Consider the following 19,386-nt stretch of genomic DNA (forward strand, 5'->3'; position numbering starts at 1 on the left):
AGATTTCCATATAAATATTCGGTAACAAGCTTTATTTTAAATTCCTCACTATATTTGGCCATAAAAACACCCCCAAAAGTCAGTTTTTAACTCTAACTTTTGGGGGTCGGTACCCTTTCGGTCTGTTTTTTGGTTTATTTATTTACTTATATCAAGCAGGCCTATTAATTACTTATCCGATCACTTACACTTCTAAATCATTTCAACATACTAGTACTATTCTTTTAGTTGGGCGAGCATACTCGAATCTATCGTAAGCAAATCTTTACTTTTAAGATTTGTTTTTTTGGAATAGTTGTTTATTAAATAATACCCTACACAATACCCTAACATTGTTGGATAATTTGCCAGACCAAATAATAATCTCTCGTATTTTCGATCTGTTCTTGAAAGATTTCGATTTGGGAAAATGTGGGTTTGCCACATTTTCTCTAACATATTTTCTGAATAATTAGATGTCCACCGCGCGACATAATCCTCACCATACTTTTCAAATACAGCATGTTCCGCTAAACCTTCCATGATAATGGTATCGAGTAATACATACTCTTTTTCTTTCTTATCATATCGCATTAATCGACAAACATGATTATATTCATGGGTCAACAATGCATTAATTTCTTTTTGTTTATTTTCCGGAGAAATAAATAAAAAGATTTTATCATGGAAAGCTAAACCAGACTTACGATTAAAGTTACGAATTAAAGTTCGATTAGTCGATTCTGAAGGAAAGATAAATACTGGTATGTCTGGTCCGCCCCAATATTTCTGCAGTATTCTCAGCTCTCTCTCTACCATTTTCCAAACTCCATTATTTTGTAGGTCTTTTACCTGTTCCACACCTCTGCTTAATGGGCGATACATCCCATGAATTGTTAAGTATTGATATATATCATATGCTGATTCATCGTCAAAATATGGCGTTATTTTTTCACACATTTCAATAGGATTATCATAAGAATCGAGTAGCCATCTGTCCGTTCTGATAATGCTCATTATTACACCGCCCTTTTCTTATATCTATCACTAAATTATGCTGGTTTATGGAATAAGTTCAAACAGTCTTAGGCTGCTTCACTTATTCTGAATTTGACCTTTGCATAAAATATTGGAGAATCTCTAAACAAAGGGAGTGTATATAAAATGTTTCCACCGAGACAAAGACGTCCACAATACCCATATCCTCGTACAAGATATCAGAGACCAAGAATACAACGGGGGCAGGCCCCTAATAATCTACGTCTCTCAACTCTATTTCAAGATAATGAAGGTAAATTTGATGTTAACCGTATCTTTACATCTATTAATCAAATGGAGAAGACTTACAAACAAGTAAGTCCATTTATTTCGAAGTTTATGAAACGTTAGCGTAACATATATTTACAATTGGGAGGGAGTTGCATAGGATTGATCTACACGTATATGGATTTTTTGGCATCATTCGGGGTTGGCGGTGCACATCCCGGAGGTCTTCAACTAACGAAACATATACTCTCTACTGAAAATGTCGATGCTACAAAACATATATTAGATGCTGGCTGCGGCACTGGACAAACCGCTTCATTCATTGCAGAAAACTACGCTTGCCCATTAACTGCAATAGATAAAAATAATCTAATGTTGGAGAAAGCAAACAAGCGGTTCTCGTCACTTAGTTTGCCAATCCGTGCTGAATATGCTGATATAGAACAATTGCAATTCGATGATGAATCCTTTGACCTTGTTCTTTCCGAGTCTGTTCTAGCATTTACAACTATCCCTGTTGCATTAAACGAGTTAAAACGAGTACTAAAGCCAGGTGGTACACTTATTGCAGTTGAAATCGTATTAGAACAGCAGCTTCCAGAAAGCGAATGGAGAGCGATAACTGAGTTTTATGGATTTACTCAATTACTCACTGATTCAAGCTGGGATAACCTATTAAAGCAAGCAGGGTTCAGGCAAATTATTATTGAACCTTTTAACTATGAGATAGACAAAGATAATGTGGAAAATGCCCCAGACTTCTCCCCTTCCGATAACATTGATGATCAATTAATTAAGATCTTGGATAATCACCAGCATTTATCGAAAAAATACAAGAATATATTGGGGTTCCGTGTCTTCAGATGTTCGTAACAATATCATATATTCATCAATGAAGCCCCAGTTTTATATACTGGGCTTTTTATTTTTTATGCTACACTTTTGTATGAAATTAGTTAGCGTTATGATGATATTAAGCGTCATCCTTTAATGAGAAGATATTAGCCATATCAAAAATGAAGAAGGAAGTTGATTCACAATTGGAATAGTTGGAGAAATGCTATATGTTACAATAGGTGCACCAATGCCATGGATGCTTGGTCCTTTCTAGTTTTTTAAACGTTGTTCCTGGTGGACTTGACCAAATGGAGATAATCCAAGCAGGTGTAACAATTGTAACCGCATTTTAGTTGTTCCGAATTTTATTTTTATCCGTAATTATCATCCCATTTGTGAAGCTCGTCATAAACCATAGAAGCAAGAAAGAATAACCGTGAAAGTTGAAAATGGAGGGTGGTATTATTTTTAAAACCCTATCTTTTATTAATTGACACTAATACTAACCGCTGGTTACAATATAACCAGTGGTTAGTATTAGCAAAATAATATTAGATATGGAGATGATAATCATCATGGGTAATAAGCAATCACAACGAGCAGAAGAAACAAAAAAGGCAATTCTTTCTGCTGCTGGGAAGCTCTTTGCTAATAAAGGATATGATGCTGTTTCGATGAGAGAAATTGCAAAACAAGCGAAGTGTTCTCATACTACTATCTATATTTATTTCAAGGATAAGGAATCATTACTACACCAACTCTCTATGCCTTCACTTACAAAATTAAAACAAACGATGAACAAAATCGCTGAAGCAAATTCCTTACCGCCAGAAGAGAAATTAAAAGAAATTAGCAATCAATTCATTCAATTTTGTCTTCATAATAAAAACTTATATACCATTTTTATTAATGCTAAATCTGCACGTGTAGATGAACAAAAACCAGAACTGGAAATTAATCAGATACGGTTGGAGATTTTTAGCATCATGAAAAACCTACTCGGTGAATGTCTTTCACTTCCAAATAATGATTACTTATTAGCCTACTCACGTATTTTTTTCTATAACTTATATGGTATTTTAAGTACTTATTCTTATCAGCATGAGCCTACCGAAGTACTATTTGAACGATTAATTCCAACATTCGAGCTATCAGTGGAGATTCTTATTTCAGGATTTAGAGCAAATTTAAAACTAGGAGTGGAAAAATAATGAAGGCTAAAAGAGTTTCCAAACATATCTGGAGTTTAAAAAGCTGGATTCCCTTCCCCATTCATGTCTGGGTTGTTATTGATGAAGAAGGACTTACGTTAGTTGATGCTGGGATACCAATGATGGCTAAAGGAATTATGAAGTTTATTAAACAACTGGAACCGCTTCGACTAAATCGAATTGTTCTTACACATGGTCATTCTGATCATATTGGCTCTTTAAAACCAATACTTAAATATAGGAATGTTCCTGTCTATGCACATCAAAATGAGATTCCATTTATGGAAGGTGATATGCTCTACCCAAGACGAAAGAAATTTGAAGTAAATGTTGAAAAAGGAATCGCTCAGCCGCTACAGATCAATGACCAAGACGAAATATTAACTATTTCCGGGCTTACCCCTTATTTAACTCCCGGGCATTCGCCTGGACATGTCGTATATTACCACAGCGAGGATCAAGTTTTACTGGCAGGAGATTTATTTACATCAAGGAATGGAAAGCTGAAAAAGCCAATATCCATGTTTACTGGTGATATGAACGAAGCAGTAAAAAGCAGCATGATTCTCAGGAAATTAAAACCTAAGCAGCTAGAGGTTTGCCATGGTAACACTGTCTTTCACCCTGCGAATCAACTTGAAGCTTATCTTCAACAATTCGGAAAAGATGGAACGAATTAAGTTTTTTTAAAAGGTCATTTCTATTCGATTTCAAACTTGAAAGGTTGTGTGTTGCTTGATTATTATACAATATGCTCTCTTTGGATTATTATTTTGCTTAGAGGTGGCAGGACTTATCGCATTTTTCTACTGGGGATTTCATTTGGACAGAGGACTTTTCTTTAAATTTCTTTTCGGAGTAGGTACTCCAGTATTAGTAGCGATCTTCTGGGGATTATATCTTGCCCCTAAAGCTTCTTACCCAGTAACAGACCCGATGTTCTCAATACTCCAAATTATGGTTTTCAGTTTAGCCGCTGCCGCATTACATTTTTCTGGTAAAAGCATACTTGGAGTAACTTTTCTAATAACGGTACTTTTAACGAAGTTTTTTATCTTTGTATTAGAGTTCAGCCGTGGTATATAAATCTTTCTAAAATACAGTGAAATACAAATGTTGGACTTCATTTTACCCCGCATGTAACGGGCAGTAAGACCCCCGCCTAACCAATTTGCGGACGTAAGGAAGGTTAGGGGGATAATTATTTCTTCCCCCACTGATTGAAGCATCACTTTATCTTTTACGTTTATTTTTCTTATTATTCAAATTTAAGAACTCACTTTCGTTTTCACTTGCAATTTCCACATCACGCTTCGGACTTGTATCATATTTAATTCCGTGGTTTTTCTGTCTACCCTTATCTTTATTACGATTCTTATTTTCTTCTGACATGCAATAAACCTCCAATCGATATTTTCAAGCAGAACTTCTTGATTATCATATCCAAAATTAACATTCTTATGTTAATTGCTTATATTAAACAAAGATGAAAATAAAGCATTCAAAGATCCATTATCGTAAAATGCAACGAGCTTTACTAAACATCCTTTAAATCAAAAAAGAGTATGCTTCCACATCATTGTGAAATACATACTCTTTCAGAATCTTTTGCTTACTCCCCACTAGCCGTTTCCTTTTTTAAATTTTCATTTTGTTTCTGCAACTTATGAAGAGTGTGCTTCGTTCCCCATTCATGCATTGCTTCTAATATTGGTTCTAAACTTTTACCATATTCCGTAATCGAATATTCCACCTTTGGCGGTACTTGTGGGTAGACTACACGTTCAATGATATCTTCATCCTCTAGCTCACGTAGTTGTTTCGTAAGCATTTTCTGTGTAATCCCTTGTATATTGCGTTTCAACTCACTAAACCGTTTTGTGCCCTCTTGAAGTAAATGTAACAAAATAATTGGTTTCCATTTCCCAACCAAAATTCCTAAGGCATCCTCTACACGACAATTTTCCGGTGACTTTTCCATTTAACATTCTCCTTAGTATCTTTTTTAACACTATATCAAATAAAATCTATATATCTAAATTACTCTATATAGTTAATTCTAGCATTCCGGCGATAATATTAACAGTTAGGAAAAATCGTTCGTTTATCCTTCATTTAGGCCTTTGACACGCTGTTAACAATACTTTTTCGTATATAATTGTTATTGGGTTATAATTGTCAATTAGTATCTTTTTATATACTATGCCACTTAAAAGTACATACTTAAATCATTTCATGTTATGTACTATACTTATATTAATAATATGAAATAAGGAAAGTAGATGAATAATAGATGGAAAAATATCGAATAGATCAAAGGAAAGGTTTAGAATTTGGGATTTATTCATTAGGGGATCACATACCAGATCCTAATACAGGAAAACGTATTTCAGCTGAACAACGTATTCATGAAATTATTGAATTAGCTAAAATCGCAGAGCAAGCTGGAATAGATTTCTTTAGTGTCGGTGAAAGTCATCAAGAGTATTTTACAACACAAGCACATTCTGTAGTTCTAGCTGCTATTGCTCAAGCAACTGAGAAAATTAAAATTGCAAGTTCATCGACGATTATTAGTACCTCTGATCCAGTGCGAGTCTATGAGGATTTTGCCACGATTGATTTGATTTCCAAAGGACGTGCTGAGATTATTGCAGGTCGTGCATCACGAGTAGGGCTATTCGATTTACTAGGCTATAACCTTAAAGATTATGAAGAGCTATATGAAGAAAAATTCGAGTTACTACTGAAAATTAATGAAGAAGAATCGGTCAATTGGAGCGGACAATTCCGTGCACCATTAAAAGATGCTAACGTTATTCCGCGTCCCAAAGCTGGCTACCTACCAATATGGCGTGCTGTCGGGGGTCCGCCTGCAAGTGCGATAAAGGCTGGATATGCAGGAGTACCAATGTTTCTTGCTACCTTAGGAGGTCCCGTTACTAGCTTTAAGTATTCCATTGATGCTTATCGTGAAGCTGCTCGTCAGAATGGTCACAACGCTAAAGAGCTTCCAATTGCAACAGCTGGACTATTCTATACAGCTGAAACAACACAACAAGCACAAAAAGAATATTATCCATATATTAATGAAGGAATGAAAGTTACAAACGGCAGAGGATATCCGAAACAACAATTCGCTCAAGGTGCAGATCCAAGAGATGTTCTGAATATTGGTAGCCCACAACAAATTATTGAAAAAATACTATATCAGCACGAACAATTTGGCCATCAGCGGTATATTGCCCAAATGGATTTCGGTGGTGTACCCTTTGACAAATTAAGAAAAAATATTGAGTTGATTGGTACAGAAATTTTACCAGCAATAAAGAAACATACTGCGAAATAAGGAAAGGACATGATAAAAATGAAAATCGTTGGGATTTCCGGCTCAAATGTCGGATCTAAAACTAGAACGGCAATAAACTATACTATTAAGGATTTAGTTGAAAATTATCCTGATGTTGAAGTGGTGTTACTAGATCTAGCAGATTATACTATTCAGTTTAGTGATGGACGTAACTATCTTGAATATGAAGGTGACACTAAGTATGTTGCGCAAACTATAATGGAAGCAGATGCGATTATTATCGGGACACCAATATTCCAGGCGTCCATTCCTGCAACATTGAAAAATATTTTTGACTTACTTCCAGTAGATGCACTACGCGACAAAGTAGTCAGCATGCTTGTGACTGCAGGTTCACCGAAGCATTATCTGATTGCTGAACAGCAATTAAAGCCGATTTTATCTTATATGAAGGCAGTGTTGGTGCAAACATATGTGTTTATCGAAGAAAAAGACTTCTATCGAAATGAAATCATCAATGATGATATATTATTCCGAATCAACCTTTTAGTCGAAGATACGGTTGTTTTATTAGAAACATATACAAAGATTCGGGAAGCAAAAGAAGCAGAATATGGTTTTTAAGAGAGCAGAACGCAATTAGAAGCGCCTTAGTTATATAGAATGTTATTACTACAGGCATATTATAATTAAATTCATTACTTCCATCTATGGTAAGTTACCTGCTTTTCCACTATAATAAATTGTTGGTAATAATAATTGGAGAACGATTCTAGAAGAATAGCTTATTAAGAGACTTAGTAATCCCTCCAACAATGAACGATAGGATAATTTATTATTAGAAAGACGCTTTATTTTTCATGGAGGTATAATTAAATGAGTTTACTTACAATCGATGCGCTTGGCCATAGCTTTGGTGACCGCACATTATTTAAAGATGTATCATTCCGGCTAGTTGCTGGAGAACATGTTGGGTTAGTTGGGGCAAATGGTGTTGGAAAGTCCACTATGATGAATATTATAACTGGGCAATTGATCCATGATACTGGTCAAGTTCAGTGGACACCAGGGACCAACTACGGTTACTTGGATCAGCATACCGTTTTAACAAAAGGAAAGACGATTCGTGATGTGCTTCGGGATGCATTTCTTCCCCTATTTGAACAAGAAAAGCTGCTAAATGAAGTAACCGAAAAAATGGGAACAGCAACTCCTGAAGAATTAGAGGAATTACTTGAACAAATGGGGATTATTCAAGATAAACTCGAAGCCGGCGGATTTTATACGCTAGATATTAAAATTGAAGAAGCGGCTCATGGTCTTGGAATTGATGCAATTGGACTTGAGAAGGACGTATCAGCCCTAAGTGGTGGACAACGTACAAAGGTACTGCTTGCAAAACTTCTTTTGGAACAGCCAGAGGTACTTCTACTAGATGAGCCGACGAACTATTTAGACGTTGAGCATATTCATTGGTTGAGCAACTACTTAAAGGAATACCCTCATGCCTTTTTACTAATTTCCCATGATACGGAATTTATGAATGGGGTTGTAGATGTCATCTTCCATCTTGAATTTTCTAAGCTCACTCGCTATACAGCGACTTATGAGAAATTTCTCGAGCTTGCAGAAATTAATAAAAATCAGCATATCAACGCATACGAAAAGCAGCAAGAATATATTAAGAAACAAGAAGATTTCATCGCAAAAAATAAAGCACGATATTCTACAACTGGACGCGCTAAAAGTCGCCAGAAGCAATTAGAGCGCATGGAAAGAATTGATCGACCGGAAACGGCAATGAAGCCTACATTTCAATTTAAAGAATCTCGCAGCAGCAGTCGATTTGTATTTGAAGCTGAAGATCTTGAGATTGGTTATGATCGCCCATTATTTCCGAAACTAACAACTGCGATTGAACGCGGAGATCGAATTGCAATTGTTGGTAGTAATGGTGTTGGAAAATCTACCCTCTTGAAAACAATTCTAGGAGAAATCAATCCACTAAGTGGAAAACGGGTACTTGGCGATTTCATTTATCCTTCTTACTATGAGCAAGAAGTGCAAGCACCAAATACAACCCCAATTGATGAGGTTTGGAATGCCTTTCCTCATTTAAATCAGGCACAGGTACGTGGAATTCTAGCTAAAGTTGGCCTGAAAAATGAGCATATTACTCGACCAATGAAACAGTTAAGCGGTGGAGAGCAATCGAAAGTTAGAATATGTAAATTAATGCTAAATGAAAGCAACTGGCTTTTGTTCGATGAACCAACAAATCATTTAGACGTCGTAGCGAAGGAAGAATTAAAACGAGCGTTAAAGGAATATAAAGGTACTATTGTCTTAGTCTGTCACGAGCCGGAATTTTATGAAGACTGGGTAACAAAAGTATGGAATGTAGAGGAATGGGCGAAGTAATGCCACTCACTAAATAATATCGAAAAAGAGCACTGGAAATTTCTTACAGTGCTCTCTTTGTATCCTAATTTTAACGTAAATTATTAAACCATGCTCTCAAATCCTGATAATTCTGCTGAGAAACAGTATGTCCTGAATCATATTGCTTAAATACTACCTCTGCTCCATTTCTCAGAAATAATTGTTCACTTGGTGGTGCCCAATCGAATGGCAAAACAGGATCCTGTTTACCATGGGATATAAAGATGGATAGATCATGAAGATCTTTATTATTATGCTCCTGTTTTATGAAATCAGGTATATAACCACTAAGGGCAGCTATTCCTTTTATTCTATTGTCCAGTATCAATCCTAGGCTCATAGAAAGAATTGCCCCTTGACTGAATCCCATTAGATTTAGCTGCATTTGATCAATTGGATATTTCTCACAGCTGTAATCGATAAATGATGTAAGCTTTGTTATCGCTTGGTCAAAAACGTCACGATGTGGTTTTCCAAATTCCTCCATCGTAAAAAAGGCAAATCCTGGTGGTTGCACTATTGGTCCTCTAACACTAAAAATAAAATAAGTCTCCTCTAATCCTTGAACTAATTGTAAAAGATCCTGCTCATTACTCCCCATTCCGTGGATCAGATATAATGCTGGATAGTCCTTTCCTTCTTCTATTACATCAGGCTTTCGCAATTCATATACTAATGGTGTGCTCATGCCTATTCCTCCTCTATTATTACTAATTTACCTTTAATTTGTTGGTCTAGGAAATATTCCTTCTTTAATAATGCTGTATTCTTAATATAAACGCTGTTCTATAATATAGCAAGCTAGCGATAAAGCATAGACTAGGCATAAACAAAAAAAGTAGAGAAGCAATTATTTTCTAATTGATTCTCTACCTAGACTTGTCTAATTGGAAAACGTAACTTTTACTGTTCTTCTTCCCCAGTTCAATGCAGCTTTTTGGGTTGGTACATAAACATCAATCTTATTCCCTTTAATCGCTCCGCCAATATCCCCCGCAATGGCATATCCATATCCTTCAACATGAACAACAGTACCTAATGGAATAACGCTTGGATCTACTGCAATTACCTTTGTATCCGGATTTTCTCTCAAATCAATACCTGTTGAGGTTACTCCAGATCCCCCTGAACTTTCAACAGTATACGCTGTGGAGGACATCATAAGCGTTTTTCCTTCTGACTTTTCGACAGGTTCCTGTACTTCTTGTACTTGCTTTTCTTGTTCCTGTTTTACTGCTTTATTCGACTGTTGCTTTGTACCCGTGCTTTTATTAGTACTTGCTTCTTCTTCGCTCTGTTTTGTTTCAGAGCTTGTTGTTGCTACTTTTACTGCTGATTTTTCTATTTGTTCTCTTTCCTTTGCAGCTAGTGCTGCAGCTCTAGCGGCTTCTGCAATTTTTTCTTTCGTTTCCGCTTCAAGTGCCGTAAGATTCGAATCCTTAGCTTGTAAATTTCCAACTAAAGCAACTAATTCTTGTTGTTTGTTTTCTAGTTCTTGCTTATGTGCTTCATTTTGCTGTTTTTGTTCGTTAATTGCTAATCGGGCTTCTTCTTGCTCTTGTTTCAACGAATTTAATTTATCTAATTTCTCTAGTGAAAGCTTCTGATTTTCTTCTACTTTTTTAATGTCGACATCAAGTTCTTCCATTAAAATTGCGTCGGATTCCGCTATTTTATTTACTGAAGAAACACGGCTTAGAAAATCACCAAAATTTTGTGATCCAAAGATAACTTCTAAAAATGAAATAGATCCGCCAGTTCTTTGGTAAGATGAAACTCTATTTTTTAATATTTCATACCGCTTTTCTATTGAAATCTCTAGTTCCTGCTTTTCAGACTGTAACGTTTCGATTTCATCAATTGTTACTGTAATATCTTGCTCAGTGTCTCTTATTAATTCTCGGCTCTCTATTAATCTTTCATTCACTTTCTCTATTTGATTATTCAATTCCTCAATTTCAACTACTACACTAGCTATTTGACCTTCTGCATCAGAAAGATTTTCTTTGATTTCCTTACGTTGATCCTGTATTGCTTCTAAATCATTAGTGGTTTCTGCATAACTATAATTGCTTACAGGAAATCCTAGAGCAATTATCGTAGCTAAGGTAATTGCGACTATTTTCTTTTTCAATTTTCCCCCTGCTTTCTTTTTAGCATCATACCATCATTTTTCTCTATTGGATGTATTTTCCTATTTTCCTATGTCGAAGTATATCATTTGAAAATGACGGAACTATGTTAAAGATATTACAGTTATGTTTCAGGTTATGACAATAAAGTAACAAATGGCTCTAGTAATTATATTAAAACGATGTATATATAGAAGCAAATGATAAGAGGAGCGTGAGATTCATGGCTTATTCTAAAGCCAATAAGAAGCGTCGTAAATTAATACGCGAAGGAAGAATGAATCCAGAAATTAATCGGAGTCCATTTTCTCAGCTTGATTTAAGTACTAGAAAAACTAAAAATAAAAAAGATCAGATGTACAGGTCTAAACACAAGAATCGTTATTCGCATAATAGTGAAAACGATTCTTTTTTCATTTTATTGATAGATAGAAACTATCAATTAAGCTATGTATCCATCCATTTACTCGACAATATCTTTACCTATCTGCTGAAAATGGAACATTAAACCAGTATAAATTAATCGTGATTCTGTAAACTAACAATGTTCCACAAAGCTAGGAACATAAGATCACAATAAAATTAAAGGGTGATATTCATATGAACAATCGTCAAGGTGTAATGACAGCGTTAATTACTACAGCTGCTGCAGGTGCCGCCATTTACGGCATTACTAAAGGAGTCCAAAATGGAACATTTCAACGTTTGCCTGGCCAATTATCTAATGTGATGAAAAATCCAGCTGTTCAACAATTTACAGAGCCTTTACAAAACATAGGAAATAATGAAAATATGCAACAACTTACAAACACACTCGGTTCCAGCAATACACAACAGCAGAATCAAAACAATATAAACAATAGCTTATGAATAGTTAAACGGATGGGTTTCAGTGAAAACCATCCGTCATATTTTTTACCAGTGCATCCCTTCAGTGAACACGCCTTGCTTAAGGTAGTTCACAGTTTATTTGCAGAAACAAATGAAACGAATGATACTTCTAATTAAAATATAGGTAAATTACTCAAATTATTTTCTATAATACCATCAGGTTCACTGCGAATAATCTCTCTTCCATACTTATGAAATACATCTATATGGGCGATTTTACCGGACTTTGCTTCTTCTAATGCAGTTATATAATCAAGCTCTCGACCAGTATTCGTTTTGAACGCGATTATCTCTCCAGAATCGTTTTTTCTTACTGCTATTATTTCTTCTTGTCCGTTTAACGGTTCCTGTCTCACCTCGAGACTAGATTGTTGTTCACTTTGATTCCTGTAATCATTGTATATTTTTTCGAAGTCTTTTTGCACGAGAATATGCCCCCCTTTATTTCAGCCTTGACTGTTGATTATTCCTTTTAACTTCCTCAATATTGGTGTCGCTGTAAATTCCAGTACCATGTCCCCCAGTTGTTTTAGCAATCCATTCCTTAACTTCATTATAGGACATTCCTGATTGTTTGTTATTCTTCTTTACTGCGTTAATATTTGTACCAGCGACCGTCAAGTTTTCATAATTATTATCACTAATCATCATCTGCCTCCTCTAATCTTTTACCTTATATTGTCCCGAATAGAGGATTTTAAGCAGCATGCAGTGAAAATATACCAATATATAAGACCCCATAAAAAGTTATATCAACTTTTTGGAATGCTCGATAACTGGAAAACAGCCTAAGTAACGGTTCCATTACTTAGGCTGTTTTCCTTCAAATAATTACTCTCTTATTAAAATGCATTAAGAAAGGAAAAATAGAAACTATATTTTCAAAATCTCTCGAATATCATCCTCTGTAATTCCAAATTCCTCATTTTCTTCTGAATCGATAATTTCATCAATCATTTTTTTCTTCTTCTCCTGAAGTTCATTCATTTTTTCCTCAATCGTTCCACGGGTAACGAGTTTAATCACTTTCACAACTCGTTTCTGCCCCATTCGATGTGCACGGTCAGCAGCCTGCTCTTCCACAGCAGGATTCCACCATAGATCATAGAGGATTACAGTATCAGCACCGGTCAAATTTAGACCAGTGCCACCCGCCTTTAAAGAAATTAAAAATAAATCACGTTCTCCATCATTGAATTTATTACAGAGTTCTATCCTTTCTTTTGAGGGAGTTTGTCCATCGAGGTAGAAAAATGGAAGTTCTAGATCTACTAGGGCTCTACTAATTAAATCGAGCATTTTTGTAAACTGGGAGAAAATCAATACCCTTCTGCCTGATAGCCTAGATTCCTCAATAATCTGCATTAGCTGCTCAAATTTTGCCGAGCTTCCTTTATAACCTTCAACGAATAGTGCAGGGTGACAGCATATTTGCCGCAATCTAGTTAGTCCCGCTAATATCCTGATTTTATTCTTTCTAAATGTTCCCTTATCCAAATGCTTAAACGTATCATGCCTTAATTTCGCGAGGTAGGCAACATAGAGTTTCTTCTGTTCAGTGAGTAACTCTACCGATTCCACCTGTTCCAATTTTTGAGGGAGCTCTTTTATGACATCCTCTTTCATTCGACGAAGTAAAAACGGCCGGATTCTTCTTGATACTTGCTTCCTTGTCAGATTACTGAAATCTTTTAGTCCGCCGAATAATTCTGGGAAAACAACATGGTAAATCGACCAAAGTTCTTCCAGCGAATTTTCTATTGGTGTTCCTGTAAGAGCGAAAAGATGATCTGCATCTAGTTTCTTCACTGCTCTAGCAGTTTGTGTGATAGGGTTCTTAAATGCCTGTGCCTCGTCAAAAATTACTGTATGAAATGCTTGCTGCTTATACCAGTCAATATCAATTCTTATTAATGGATAAGATGTAATTAGCACATCAATCCCTTGGACATTATTCAGAAGTTTGCTTCTTTCGGTCTTATTTCCATCTATGACTAATGCTTCTATTTCTGGCGCAAACTTCATTAATTCATTTAACCAATTATACGTAACAGATGAAGGAGAAATAATGAGAACTTTCTGGTCTCTTTTTCTCAGTTCAGAAAGTACTGAGAGAATAAATGCAATACTTTGGATTGTCTTTCCTAGTCCCATATCATCAGCAAGAATTCCACCAAATCCATATTCCGCAAGTGTCTTCATCCATCTATATCCCTGTATTTGATATTTCCGTAAAATTGATTCTAAGCTTTTAGGCACCTCTTGGGTTGCTTTATCGAGGTTTTGAAGGTTATCGAGAAATCGACGGAAAGATGCTTCAATTTTGAATATATTATTATTTCCAACAGAATCGAGTAACTTGATTCCACTCACTATTGGTAAATTTAAAGCTCTCTCCAAATCTAGCTCCTGCTCCGGAGCGGCATGGAGAAACCGTTGAATTTCTTCAAATTCCCTTGATTCTAGAGATAAGAGCGATCCATTTCGCAATCGATAATATTTTCTTTTTTCTTCTAGCGCTGCCAAAAGTTCTGGTATTTCCTTTTCCGGGATACCATCCATTTCAAATTTAAATTCCAGCCAATTTGTACGGTCTTTTTTATGTTTCACCCTAATTTTCGGGCCTGTACTAACTCTAGCAATTCGATTTCTTACTGCAGTAGTTGCATAGATTTGTACGAAATTCTGCAATTTAGGAATGACATGGTATAGAAACTCATACTCTAAATCCTCATTATGAAAGAAATACCCTTCATCGGTTTTGGTGAATGCACTCTCATCCATTAGTCGAAGAATCGTTTCTTCTCGCTCTACATCTCTTATCACCATCGTACTCTCTCTTCCATTCTGTTCCTCTGATGGATTAATCACTACATTTTTATAATGGAATTCAAGTCCGGCAAGCAGACGATTCTTTAAACGATCTAAATATAGTTTAGCGATTAGGGGTGTTTTGGAATATTTTGCTGCAAGACGTTTCGTTAAATGGACATTTCCGAGTTTCTTTAATCCCGATAGCCCTTCCTCCAAAAAAGATAGAATATACTCCTCTGAAATGAAAATTTGATTGGTTTTTGAAGTATCGAGCATTTGTTTCAGTTTCAATAGTTGATCTGTCTTCTCCATTTCTAAAGAAAATAATTTTCCATCATGAAGAGCAAGCTGATAATCTTTTAAAACGAATAGCTTGTTTAGACCTATGATTTTCAGCTCATACCCTTTATCTGTATCAGCAAATTCAAATTGTAGTGGAAGTCGGCTTTCTACAATTGACAAGCTTTCAACCGTTTCATCGTTGTATGAAAGCTTTACAGATGGGGCTTTCATAAGCAAAGAGGAAAGTGTTCTCCATGATGATGGTGGAATTACTAGCATTTGTCGATTACGAAGATATTCCGTTTGATTATCATACATTTTTTCATCGTCAATAAATTGAATTAGCTGATTGATAACTGCATCATTTTGATTTGAAAAGCAATGTAGTGATGGATCATATGTAAATGAAGAAGAAATTGTAGATGCCTTCCCTTTTTTCACTTGAAACAGAAAATTATGTATATCGACTATAGTAGTGGAATTGATGATTATTTCAATCCCAATATGCTGATTAGTATTTTCATCAGTGAGTACAATACATAAAAACGTCACTTCAATTTCTTCTCTATTTTCGAAATGGCGTTGGTGACCACTTTTTCGAACAGGTTGGTTATGAATTAATGCCAGTAATCCATCCGCCAATTTCATATCTTTATCCACGTTGTTTACATGCTCTCCCTGTTGGTCCCTTTTCAGATAGTCTTCCCGCTGATGATCATAAATTGCTATTAATACGGCAGCAATATGCTGACAATCCATTTCATATGAAGATAATTTTGGACAGCTACAGGATGCAAGAAAACCGTGGTTGCTATCCTGTTCAATCGTCACTTTGAAAACTTCTCTACTAGAAACAGTAGCTTCACATCTTTTGGAATTATAATTTTCAACTGTTACTTTATTATTACGATAAAAAGCATCTCCTCTTTTAAAGGAGACGATTCCACATCGATCTTGGATGATTTTTTGATTCAGCTTTATGTTCAATGCGCTGCTCCTTTGGAAAGAAAATTCATTTAATAATTACGTACACATAATGAGACTATTATATCATTAATCGGCTAATTTTCACTTTGATTTCTTCTCCTTCCGTAACATCCAAGTTAAAGCTACTTTTTCTCGGGAATAGTACAGGATTGCTTCTTCTCCAAGCAATGGTATAGGAAGCATAGGCAATGATAGTTCTTCCAACCTAAATTTCACATCTTTTATTTCCCACTGCTTATGATGAAGCTCACTCCTATATAATACTCATCTTTACACGACCAAGAAAAATAGCGCTCGAGTAACCAGTAACTATGACTTCCTTTTTCTGGATAGAAGGTTTTCCCAATCGGTCGATAATTCCCTTTCAATCTGACTTTTTCTTTTTCAATACTGGAACTAGAAATATGGTATGCATTAACTTTTTTATTTAGTTCATCTGCGCATAAGAATAAGGAAATGTTGCCAATCTATCACTAAACATAGTAAATAAACTATTCACATTTATACTAAAAAATATTCTCTCGAGACCCCTTCACACTTCACATACGTTCGTACATTCAATTCCAAATAAGAACTTAAACATGGAATTGGCGGCAATTTTCTTAGGCGCATTTGACTTACTTTAAATGGGTTAATACTAATCCATTCCTTTCCTTCAAAAGTATCAAGATCAAGTCCTTGTGGTATTAAACCCTCTATAACTTCTACTGAAACAGGCCAGCTGATGAACAGCAAATGCTTCCACTTTTGCATCATAAACCAAGAACAGGATGGTAATGGATATTCACGATGGTTTATGCTTTTTAGTATGTCTTCAATTATGGTAGTTCTCCTTCATTATGGCTTATCCTCTTATTATTATTTTCATTAGTCTTTGGTTTATGTAATTATCTGAATCGATGTACCATGAGAACCTGTTTTTACCAGTAATGAACAATATGTCAATAAGCCATAATAAGGATAAATTAATGATTAAGGAGGTAGTAAATTGGGGGGACATGGTAGCAATCAGTTTCGTGCCGGACAAAAGGCGCCTAATAATGGGACTTATATAGAAATTGGAGAAACAGGCAGCATGGTAAACAATCCGCAGCAAATAAAGCTTGAGGCTGGAGATAAATTCCCGGAAAACACGAATCAAAATCGAATTTGGGTAAATCAAAGAAACCTCTCCAAACCAAGTGTTCAGGGATAAAGTGAAATTCATTTAGTGGGGGGTTCTTTCCCCCATTGACTAATATACTTTCTCCAAGTTAGTTTTTTATATAAACTAAACGTGTAAAGAAATATGAAAAGGCAATCGTTAACATACAGGTTTATATTATTTCTTCTCCTAGATATCAAAATCAATTATTTTTGCTTAATCATTGGATAACAATTACTGGTAAATAGAGATTTTAAGAATGAAATATATTCAGCAATTAAAAGGATAGACAGTAATCTTAGTAGGCGCGATTCTTATTTCCTAGAATCGCGCCTACTAAGATGCCTTTAAATATGCAGCGCTGCAAATATGATTTAATTTATCATTCTATACTTCTTGCCATTTTCATTAAATGCTCAACAAATGTATCATCCCTAACAAACCATGCTTCATAATTTCGTTTTAAAAAGCTTTCCCCTTCTTCAAAACTATCAAAGATTTGGTCCAGCTGAATGTTATTATGGTCAATCACCCAGCCATATTCGGGTAGTGGATAAAGAAGAAAGATATCTTCTTTTTTATTTTTATAAAGAGAACCAAATGTAGACTGTTTCAAGTTATATCGATTGCGTTTCGCATCCTCCCGTATAGGATCCGAATGAAACGTTTCAGCAACAAATAATTTGTATGCTTCATTTGTTAAGGAGCAGCCAGCAGCTTTTGCATGCCCTCCACCATCATAATGACCAGCAACTTCTGATACATCTACCTCATCATGAATCGTTCGAAAACCGATTCTTTTTCCACCAATATTTAATATAGCGATATAATCCAGATGAGGGTATTCTTTCCCAAGTTCGTTTCCCAGCTCTGAGTGATACGATTCCGCATACACGATACCAGCAAAATGATTGCCAATTTTAGCTTGGACAAGCTGCCTTCTTTTCCGGCGAATATAGCGTTCAATTTTGTCATCTTCCATATTTAATATTTTTTCTTCAAATTCATCAAAGTAAAAATGTTCACTATTCGTCAGTCGATTAATCATTGTTTCTTCAAACTCATCAATCGAAGTCAGGAAAAAGAGAGCATTAAGCTGCCGAGCTTTTTGGTTGTCATTTTTTTCCCATTCCCATGTATCGTATTGTCTAACAAGCTCAACAAATTCTGTAATGGTATTTGATGGCGTTAAAAGTTGTTGCTCGACAAGATATTCATAAAATAAAGAAGTCGCTGAAGTTAACTTACCTTCCTCCTTTTCAACTATGACTCTTCCCCACTCATACTCGTTAAAAGAAAGCGCAGTTTTATGATGATCAATTAACTGTACTTTCCCTCCTTCTCGGCAGAAATCATCGATTCTTTTTTCGTTCTCTTCATTTACAGACAAATCTGTAATAAGTAAAAATGTTTCCTTGTTATCATTTTCCAAAAACCATTCTACTTGTGCATTTAGACCTGAAATTGAATTATAGCGGACTTTCACTTGATTACCAAAAGCAATTTTCGCTAAAATTCCGCAGCCAACACCATCCAAATCATTATGACTTAGTAATTTATACATATTCTCACCTCAGAGTGTAGTATTATACAACTGGAGAAAATTATTGATAGAAAACATCATTAAAATACAAATAAAAATTGGTGTTTTTTTTTACTTATGGGGCAATATATATTTTGTAGGCAAGAACTTTCTATTACAGGAACATTAAAATTATGAAGATGATAATGCTTCCGAGATGTTTCTTTTTTGCCTCAGACAAAAAAGGAGGGTTTTTATATGAATAACGACCAAAAGAATTTCGATCGTAACAATCGAAATGACCGCAACAACCGTAACGATAACAATCAAAATCAAGAAATTAATAATGTGGAATTTGCGGAAGAGTTTCTTGATAAGAATGTAGAGCAAAACAACCGACAAAATGATAATAATCGTAACCGCCGTAATAAATAATTAAAAATGATATACAAGAAACCTATACATCGAATGAATTCGTTGTATAGGTTTCTTCAATTTTATTAATAATGAACTCTTCAGTTGCAGAATAAAGAAAGGATAATTTGTAGATTACTTGAGCGATAAAACTA

Annotated in this window: 22 protein-coding genes and 1 pseudogene; 13 read left to right on the forward strand and 10 right to left on the reverse strand. The window is 35.3% G+C overall.

Going from position 1 to position 19,386, the window contains the following annotated elements:
• Positions 1–216: 216 nt before the first annotated feature.
• Entirely contained in the window at positions 217–996 is a 780-nt protein-coding gene (locus CWR45_RS15480) for a DUF2268 domain-containing putative Zn-dependent protease (protein ID WP_115750769.1), read from the reverse strand.
• A gap of 147 nt (positions 997–1,143) precedes the next feature.
• Between CWR45_RS15480 and CWR45_RS15485 the strand changes: the two genes are divergently transcribed.
• The 6 genes and pseudogenes from CWR45_RS15485 (at position 1,144) to CWR45_RS15505 (ending at position 4,379) form a co-directional block, all read left to right on the forward strand.
• Positions 1,144–1,368, forward strand: coding sequence for a YppG family protein (locus tag CWR45_RS15485; RefSeq protein WP_115750770.1), 225 nt, complete (start codon positions 1,144–1,146; stop codon positions 1,366–1,368).
• 39 nt (positions 1,369–1,407) lie between these two features.
• Entirely contained in the window at positions 1,408–2,118 is a 711-nt protein-coding gene (locus CWR45_RS15490) for a class I SAM-dependent methyltransferase (protein ID WP_115750771.1), read from the forward strand.
• Positions 2,119–2,351: 233 nt separating this feature from the next.
• A pseudogene (locus tag CWR45_RS20520) lies at positions 2,352–2,516 on the forward strand (AbrB family transcriptional regulator); the annotation flags it as partial.
• A gap of 141 nt (positions 2,517–2,657) precedes the next feature.
• On the forward strand, positions 2,658–3,293 hold the full coding sequence (locus tag CWR45_RS15495; protein WP_115750772.1) for a TetR/AcrR family transcriptional regulator: 636 nt from the start codon (positions 2,658–2,660) through the stop codon (positions 3,291–3,293).
• Positions 3,293–3,973: an MBL fold metallo-hydrolase gene (locus CWR45_RS15500; protein ID WP_115750773.1), complete on the forward strand. Its 681-nt coding sequence runs from the start codon at positions 3,293–3,295 to the stop codon at positions 3,971–3,973. Before CWR45_RS15495 ends, CWR45_RS15500 begins: the two co-directional genes overlap by 1 nt.
• A 55-nt stretch (positions 3,974–4,028) precedes the next feature.
• A complete protein-coding gene (locus tag CWR45_RS15505; protein WP_170138882.1) occupies positions 4,029–4,379 on the forward strand; it encodes a YrdB family protein in 351 nt (116 codons plus the stop codon).
• Positions 4,380–4,526: 147 nt separating this feature from the next.
• Here the strand turns inward: CWR45_RS15505 and CWR45_RS19910 are convergent, their stop codons facing one another.
• Together CWR45_RS19910 and CWR45_RS15510 are read right to left on the reverse strand one after the other, a co-directional pair.
• Positions 4,527–4,685: a hypothetical protein gene (locus CWR45_RS19910; protein ID WP_170138883.1), complete on the reverse strand. Its 159-nt coding sequence runs from the start codon at positions 4,683–4,685 to the stop codon at positions 4,527–4,529.
• A gap of 220 nt (positions 4,686–4,905) precedes the next feature.
• The gene (locus tag CWR45_RS15510; RefSeq protein WP_115750775.1) at positions 4,906–5,274 is read right to left on the reverse strand and encodes a winged helix-turn-helix transcriptional regulator; all 369 of its coding nucleotides are present in this window, start codon (positions 5,272–5,274) and stop codon (positions 4,906–4,908) included.
• A gap of 312 nt (positions 5,275–5,586) precedes the next feature.
• Here CWR45_RS15510 and CWR45_RS15515 point away from each other — a divergent pair, with 312 nt between their 5' ends.
• The 3 genes from CWR45_RS15515 (at position 5,587) to CWR45_RS15525 (ending at position 9,024) form a co-directional block, all read left to right on the forward strand.
• Entirely contained in the window at positions 5,587–6,642 is a 1,056-nt protein-coding gene (locus tag CWR45_RS15515) for an LLM class flavin-dependent oxidoreductase (RefSeq protein WP_115750776.1), read from the forward strand.
• Between the two features lie 18 nt (positions 6,643–6,660).
• Entirely contained in the window at positions 6,661–7,227 is a 567-nt protein-coding gene (locus CWR45_RS15520) for an NADPH-dependent FMN reductase (RefSeq protein ID WP_115750872.1), read from the forward strand.
• Positions 7,228–7,479: 252 nt separating this feature from the next.
• Complete coding sequence (locus CWR45_RS15525) at positions 7,480–9,024, forward strand: ABC-F family ATP-binding cassette domain-containing protein (RefSeq protein WP_115750777.1); 1,545 nt, start codon at positions 7,480–7,482, stop codon at positions 9,022–9,024.
• 70 nt (positions 9,025–9,094) lie between these two features.
• Here CWR45_RS15525 and CWR45_RS15530 read toward each other — a convergent pair whose 3' ends face one another.
• Together CWR45_RS15530 and CWR45_RS15535 are read right to left on the reverse strand one after the other, a co-directional pair.
• The gene (locus CWR45_RS15530) at positions 9,095–9,733 is read right to left on the reverse strand and encodes an alpha/beta hydrolase (RefSeq protein WP_115750778.1); all 639 of its coding nucleotides are present in this window, start codon (positions 9,731–9,733) and stop codon (positions 9,095–9,097) included.
• A gap of 195 nt (positions 9,734–9,928) precedes the next feature.
• Complete coding sequence (locus tag CWR45_RS15535; RefSeq protein WP_115750779.1) at positions 9,929–11,179, reverse strand: PcsB-like coiled-coil domain-containing protein; 1,251 nt, start codon at positions 11,177–11,179, stop codon at positions 9,929–9,931.
• 221 nt (positions 11,180–11,400) lie between these two features.
• On the opposite strand from CWR45_RS15535, the gene CWR45_RS15540 reads away from it, so the two are divergent.
• Complete coding sequence (locus CWR45_RS15540; RefSeq protein WP_245975434.1) at positions 11,401–11,685, forward strand: hypothetical protein; 285 nt, start codon at positions 11,401–11,403, stop codon at positions 11,683–11,685.
• A 92-nt stretch (positions 11,686–11,777) separates the two neighbouring features.
• Positions 11,778–12,047, forward strand: coding sequence for a hypothetical protein (locus tag CWR45_RS15545; RefSeq protein WP_115750780.1), 270 nt, complete (start codon positions 11,778–11,780; stop codon positions 12,045–12,047).
• Between the two features lie 134 nt (positions 12,048–12,181).
• Here the strand turns inward: CWR45_RS15545 and CWR45_RS15550 are convergent, their stop codons facing one another.
• The 4 genes from CWR45_RS15550 to CWR45_RS20525 all read right to left on the reverse strand — a co-directional run bounded on the left by CWR45_RS15550 (position 12,182) and on the right by CWR45_RS20525 (position 16,907).
• On the reverse strand, positions 12,182–12,493 hold the full coding sequence (locus CWR45_RS15550; protein ID WP_425453637.1) for a DUF3892 domain-containing protein: 312 nt from the start codon (positions 12,491–12,493) through the stop codon (positions 12,182–12,184).
• 16 nt (positions 12,494–12,509) lie between these two features.
• The gene (locus CWR45_RS15555; protein ID WP_115750782.1) at positions 12,510–12,716 is read right to left on the reverse strand and encodes a gamma-type small acid-soluble spore protein; all 207 of its coding nucleotides are present in this window, start codon (positions 12,714–12,716) and stop codon (positions 12,510–12,512) included.
• A gap of 225 nt (positions 12,717–12,941) precedes the next feature.
• The gene (locus tag CWR45_RS15560; protein ID WP_115750783.1) at positions 12,942–16,151 is read right to left on the reverse strand and encodes a DEAD/DEAH box helicase; all 3,210 of its coding nucleotides are present in this window, start codon (positions 16,149–16,151) and stop codon (positions 12,942–12,944) included.
• A gap of 501 nt (positions 16,152–16,652) precedes the next feature.
• Positions 16,653–16,907, reverse strand: coding sequence for a DUF2071 domain-containing protein (locus CWR45_RS20525; protein ID WP_115750784.1), 255 nt, complete (start codon positions 16,905–16,907; stop codon positions 16,653–16,655).
• Positions 16,908–17,139: 232 nt separating this feature from the next.
• Here CWR45_RS20525 and CWR45_RS15570 point away from each other — a divergent pair, with 232 nt between their 5' ends.
• The gene (locus CWR45_RS15570; RefSeq protein WP_115750785.1) at positions 17,140–17,346 is read left to right on the forward strand and encodes a YjzC family protein; all 207 of its coding nucleotides are present in this window, start codon (positions 17,140–17,142) and stop codon (positions 17,344–17,346) included.
• A 331-nt stretch (positions 17,347–17,677) separates the two neighbouring features.
• Here CWR45_RS15570 and CWR45_RS15575 read toward each other — a convergent pair whose 3' ends face one another.
• Complete coding sequence (locus tag CWR45_RS15575) at positions 17,678–18,859, reverse strand: DHH family phosphoesterase (RefSeq protein ID WP_115750786.1); 1,182 nt, start codon at positions 18,857–18,859, stop codon at positions 17,678–17,680.
• A gap of 216 nt (positions 18,860–19,075) precedes the next feature.
• Here CWR45_RS15575 and CWR45_RS19915 point away from each other — a divergent pair, with 216 nt between their 5' ends.
• Positions 19,076–19,252 carry a hypothetical protein gene (locus tag CWR45_RS19915; RefSeq protein ID WP_170138885.1) on the forward strand — a complete coding sequence of 59 codons (177 nt, stop codon included), beginning with the start codon at positions 19,076–19,078 and terminating at the stop codon, positions 19,250–19,252.
• The last annotated feature ends 134 nt before the right edge of the window (positions 19,253–19,386 follow it).

The organism is Oceanobacillus chungangensis (assembly GCF_003369565.1).
GTDB lineage: Bacteria > Bacillota > Bacilli > Bacillales > Amphibacillaceae > Oceanobacillus > Oceanobacillus chungangensis.

Coding starts and splice junctions, on each gene's coding strand:
- CWR45_RS15575 (WP_115750786.1), bottom strand. CDS start 18,859: ATGTATAAATTACTAAGTCATAATGATTTGGATGGTGTTGGCTGCGGA.
- CWR45_RS19915 (WP_170138885.1), top strand. CDS start 19,076: ATGAATAACGACCAAAAGAATTTCGATCGTAACAATCGAAATGACCGC.
- CWR45_RS19910 (WP_170138883.1), bottom strand. CDS start 4,685: ATGTCAGAAGAAAATAAGAATCGTAATAAAGATAAGGGTAGACAGAAA.
- CWR45_RS15485 (WP_115750770.1), top strand. CDS start 1,144: ATGTTTCCACCGAGACAAAGACGTCCACAATACCCATATCCTCGTACA.
- CWR45_RS15530 (WP_115750778.1), bottom strand. CDS start 9,733: ATGAGCACACCATTAGTATATGAATTGCGAAAGCCTGATGTAATAGAA.
- CWR45_RS15545 (WP_115750780.1), top strand. CDS start 11,778: ATGAACAATCGTCAAGGTGTAATGACAGCGTTAATTACTACAGCTGCT.
- CWR45_RS15495 (WP_115750772.1), top strand. CDS start 2,658: ATGGGTAATAAGCAATCACAACGAGCAGAAGAAACAAAAAAGGCAATT.
- CWR45_RS15525 (WP_115750777.1), top strand. CDS start 7,480: ATGAGTTTACTTACAATCGATGCGCTTGGCCATAGCTTTGGTGACCGC.
- CWR45_RS15520 (WP_115750872.1), top strand. CDS start 6,661: ATGAAAATCGTTGGGATTTCCGGCTCAAATGTCGGATCTAAAACTAGA.
- CWR45_RS15510 (WP_115750775.1), bottom strand. CDS start 5,274: ATGGAAAAGTCACCGGAAAATTGTCGTGTAGAGGATGCCTTAGGAATT.
- CWR45_RS20525 (WP_115750784.1), bottom strand. CDS start 16,907: ATGATGCAAAAGTGGAAGCATTTGCTGTTCATCAGCTGGCCTGTTTCA.
- CWR45_RS15515 (WP_115750776.1), top strand. CDS start 5,587: ATGGAAAAATATCGAATAGATCAAAGGAAAGGTTTAGAATTTGGGATT.
- CWR45_RS15480 (WP_115750769.1), bottom strand. CDS start 996: ATGAGCATTATCAGAACGGACAGATGGCTACTCGATTCTTATGATAAT.
- CWR45_RS15555 (WP_115750782.1), bottom strand. CDS start 12,716: ATGATTAGTGATAATAATTATGAAAACTTGACGGTCGCTGGTACAAAT.
- CWR45_RS15500 (WP_115750773.1), top strand. CDS start 3,293: ATGAAGGCTAAAAGAGTTTCCAAACATATCTGGAGTTTAAAAAGCTGG.
- CWR45_RS15540 (WP_245975434.1), top strand. CDS start 11,401: ATGGCTTATTCTAAAGCCAATAAGAAGCGTCGTAAATTAATACGCGAA.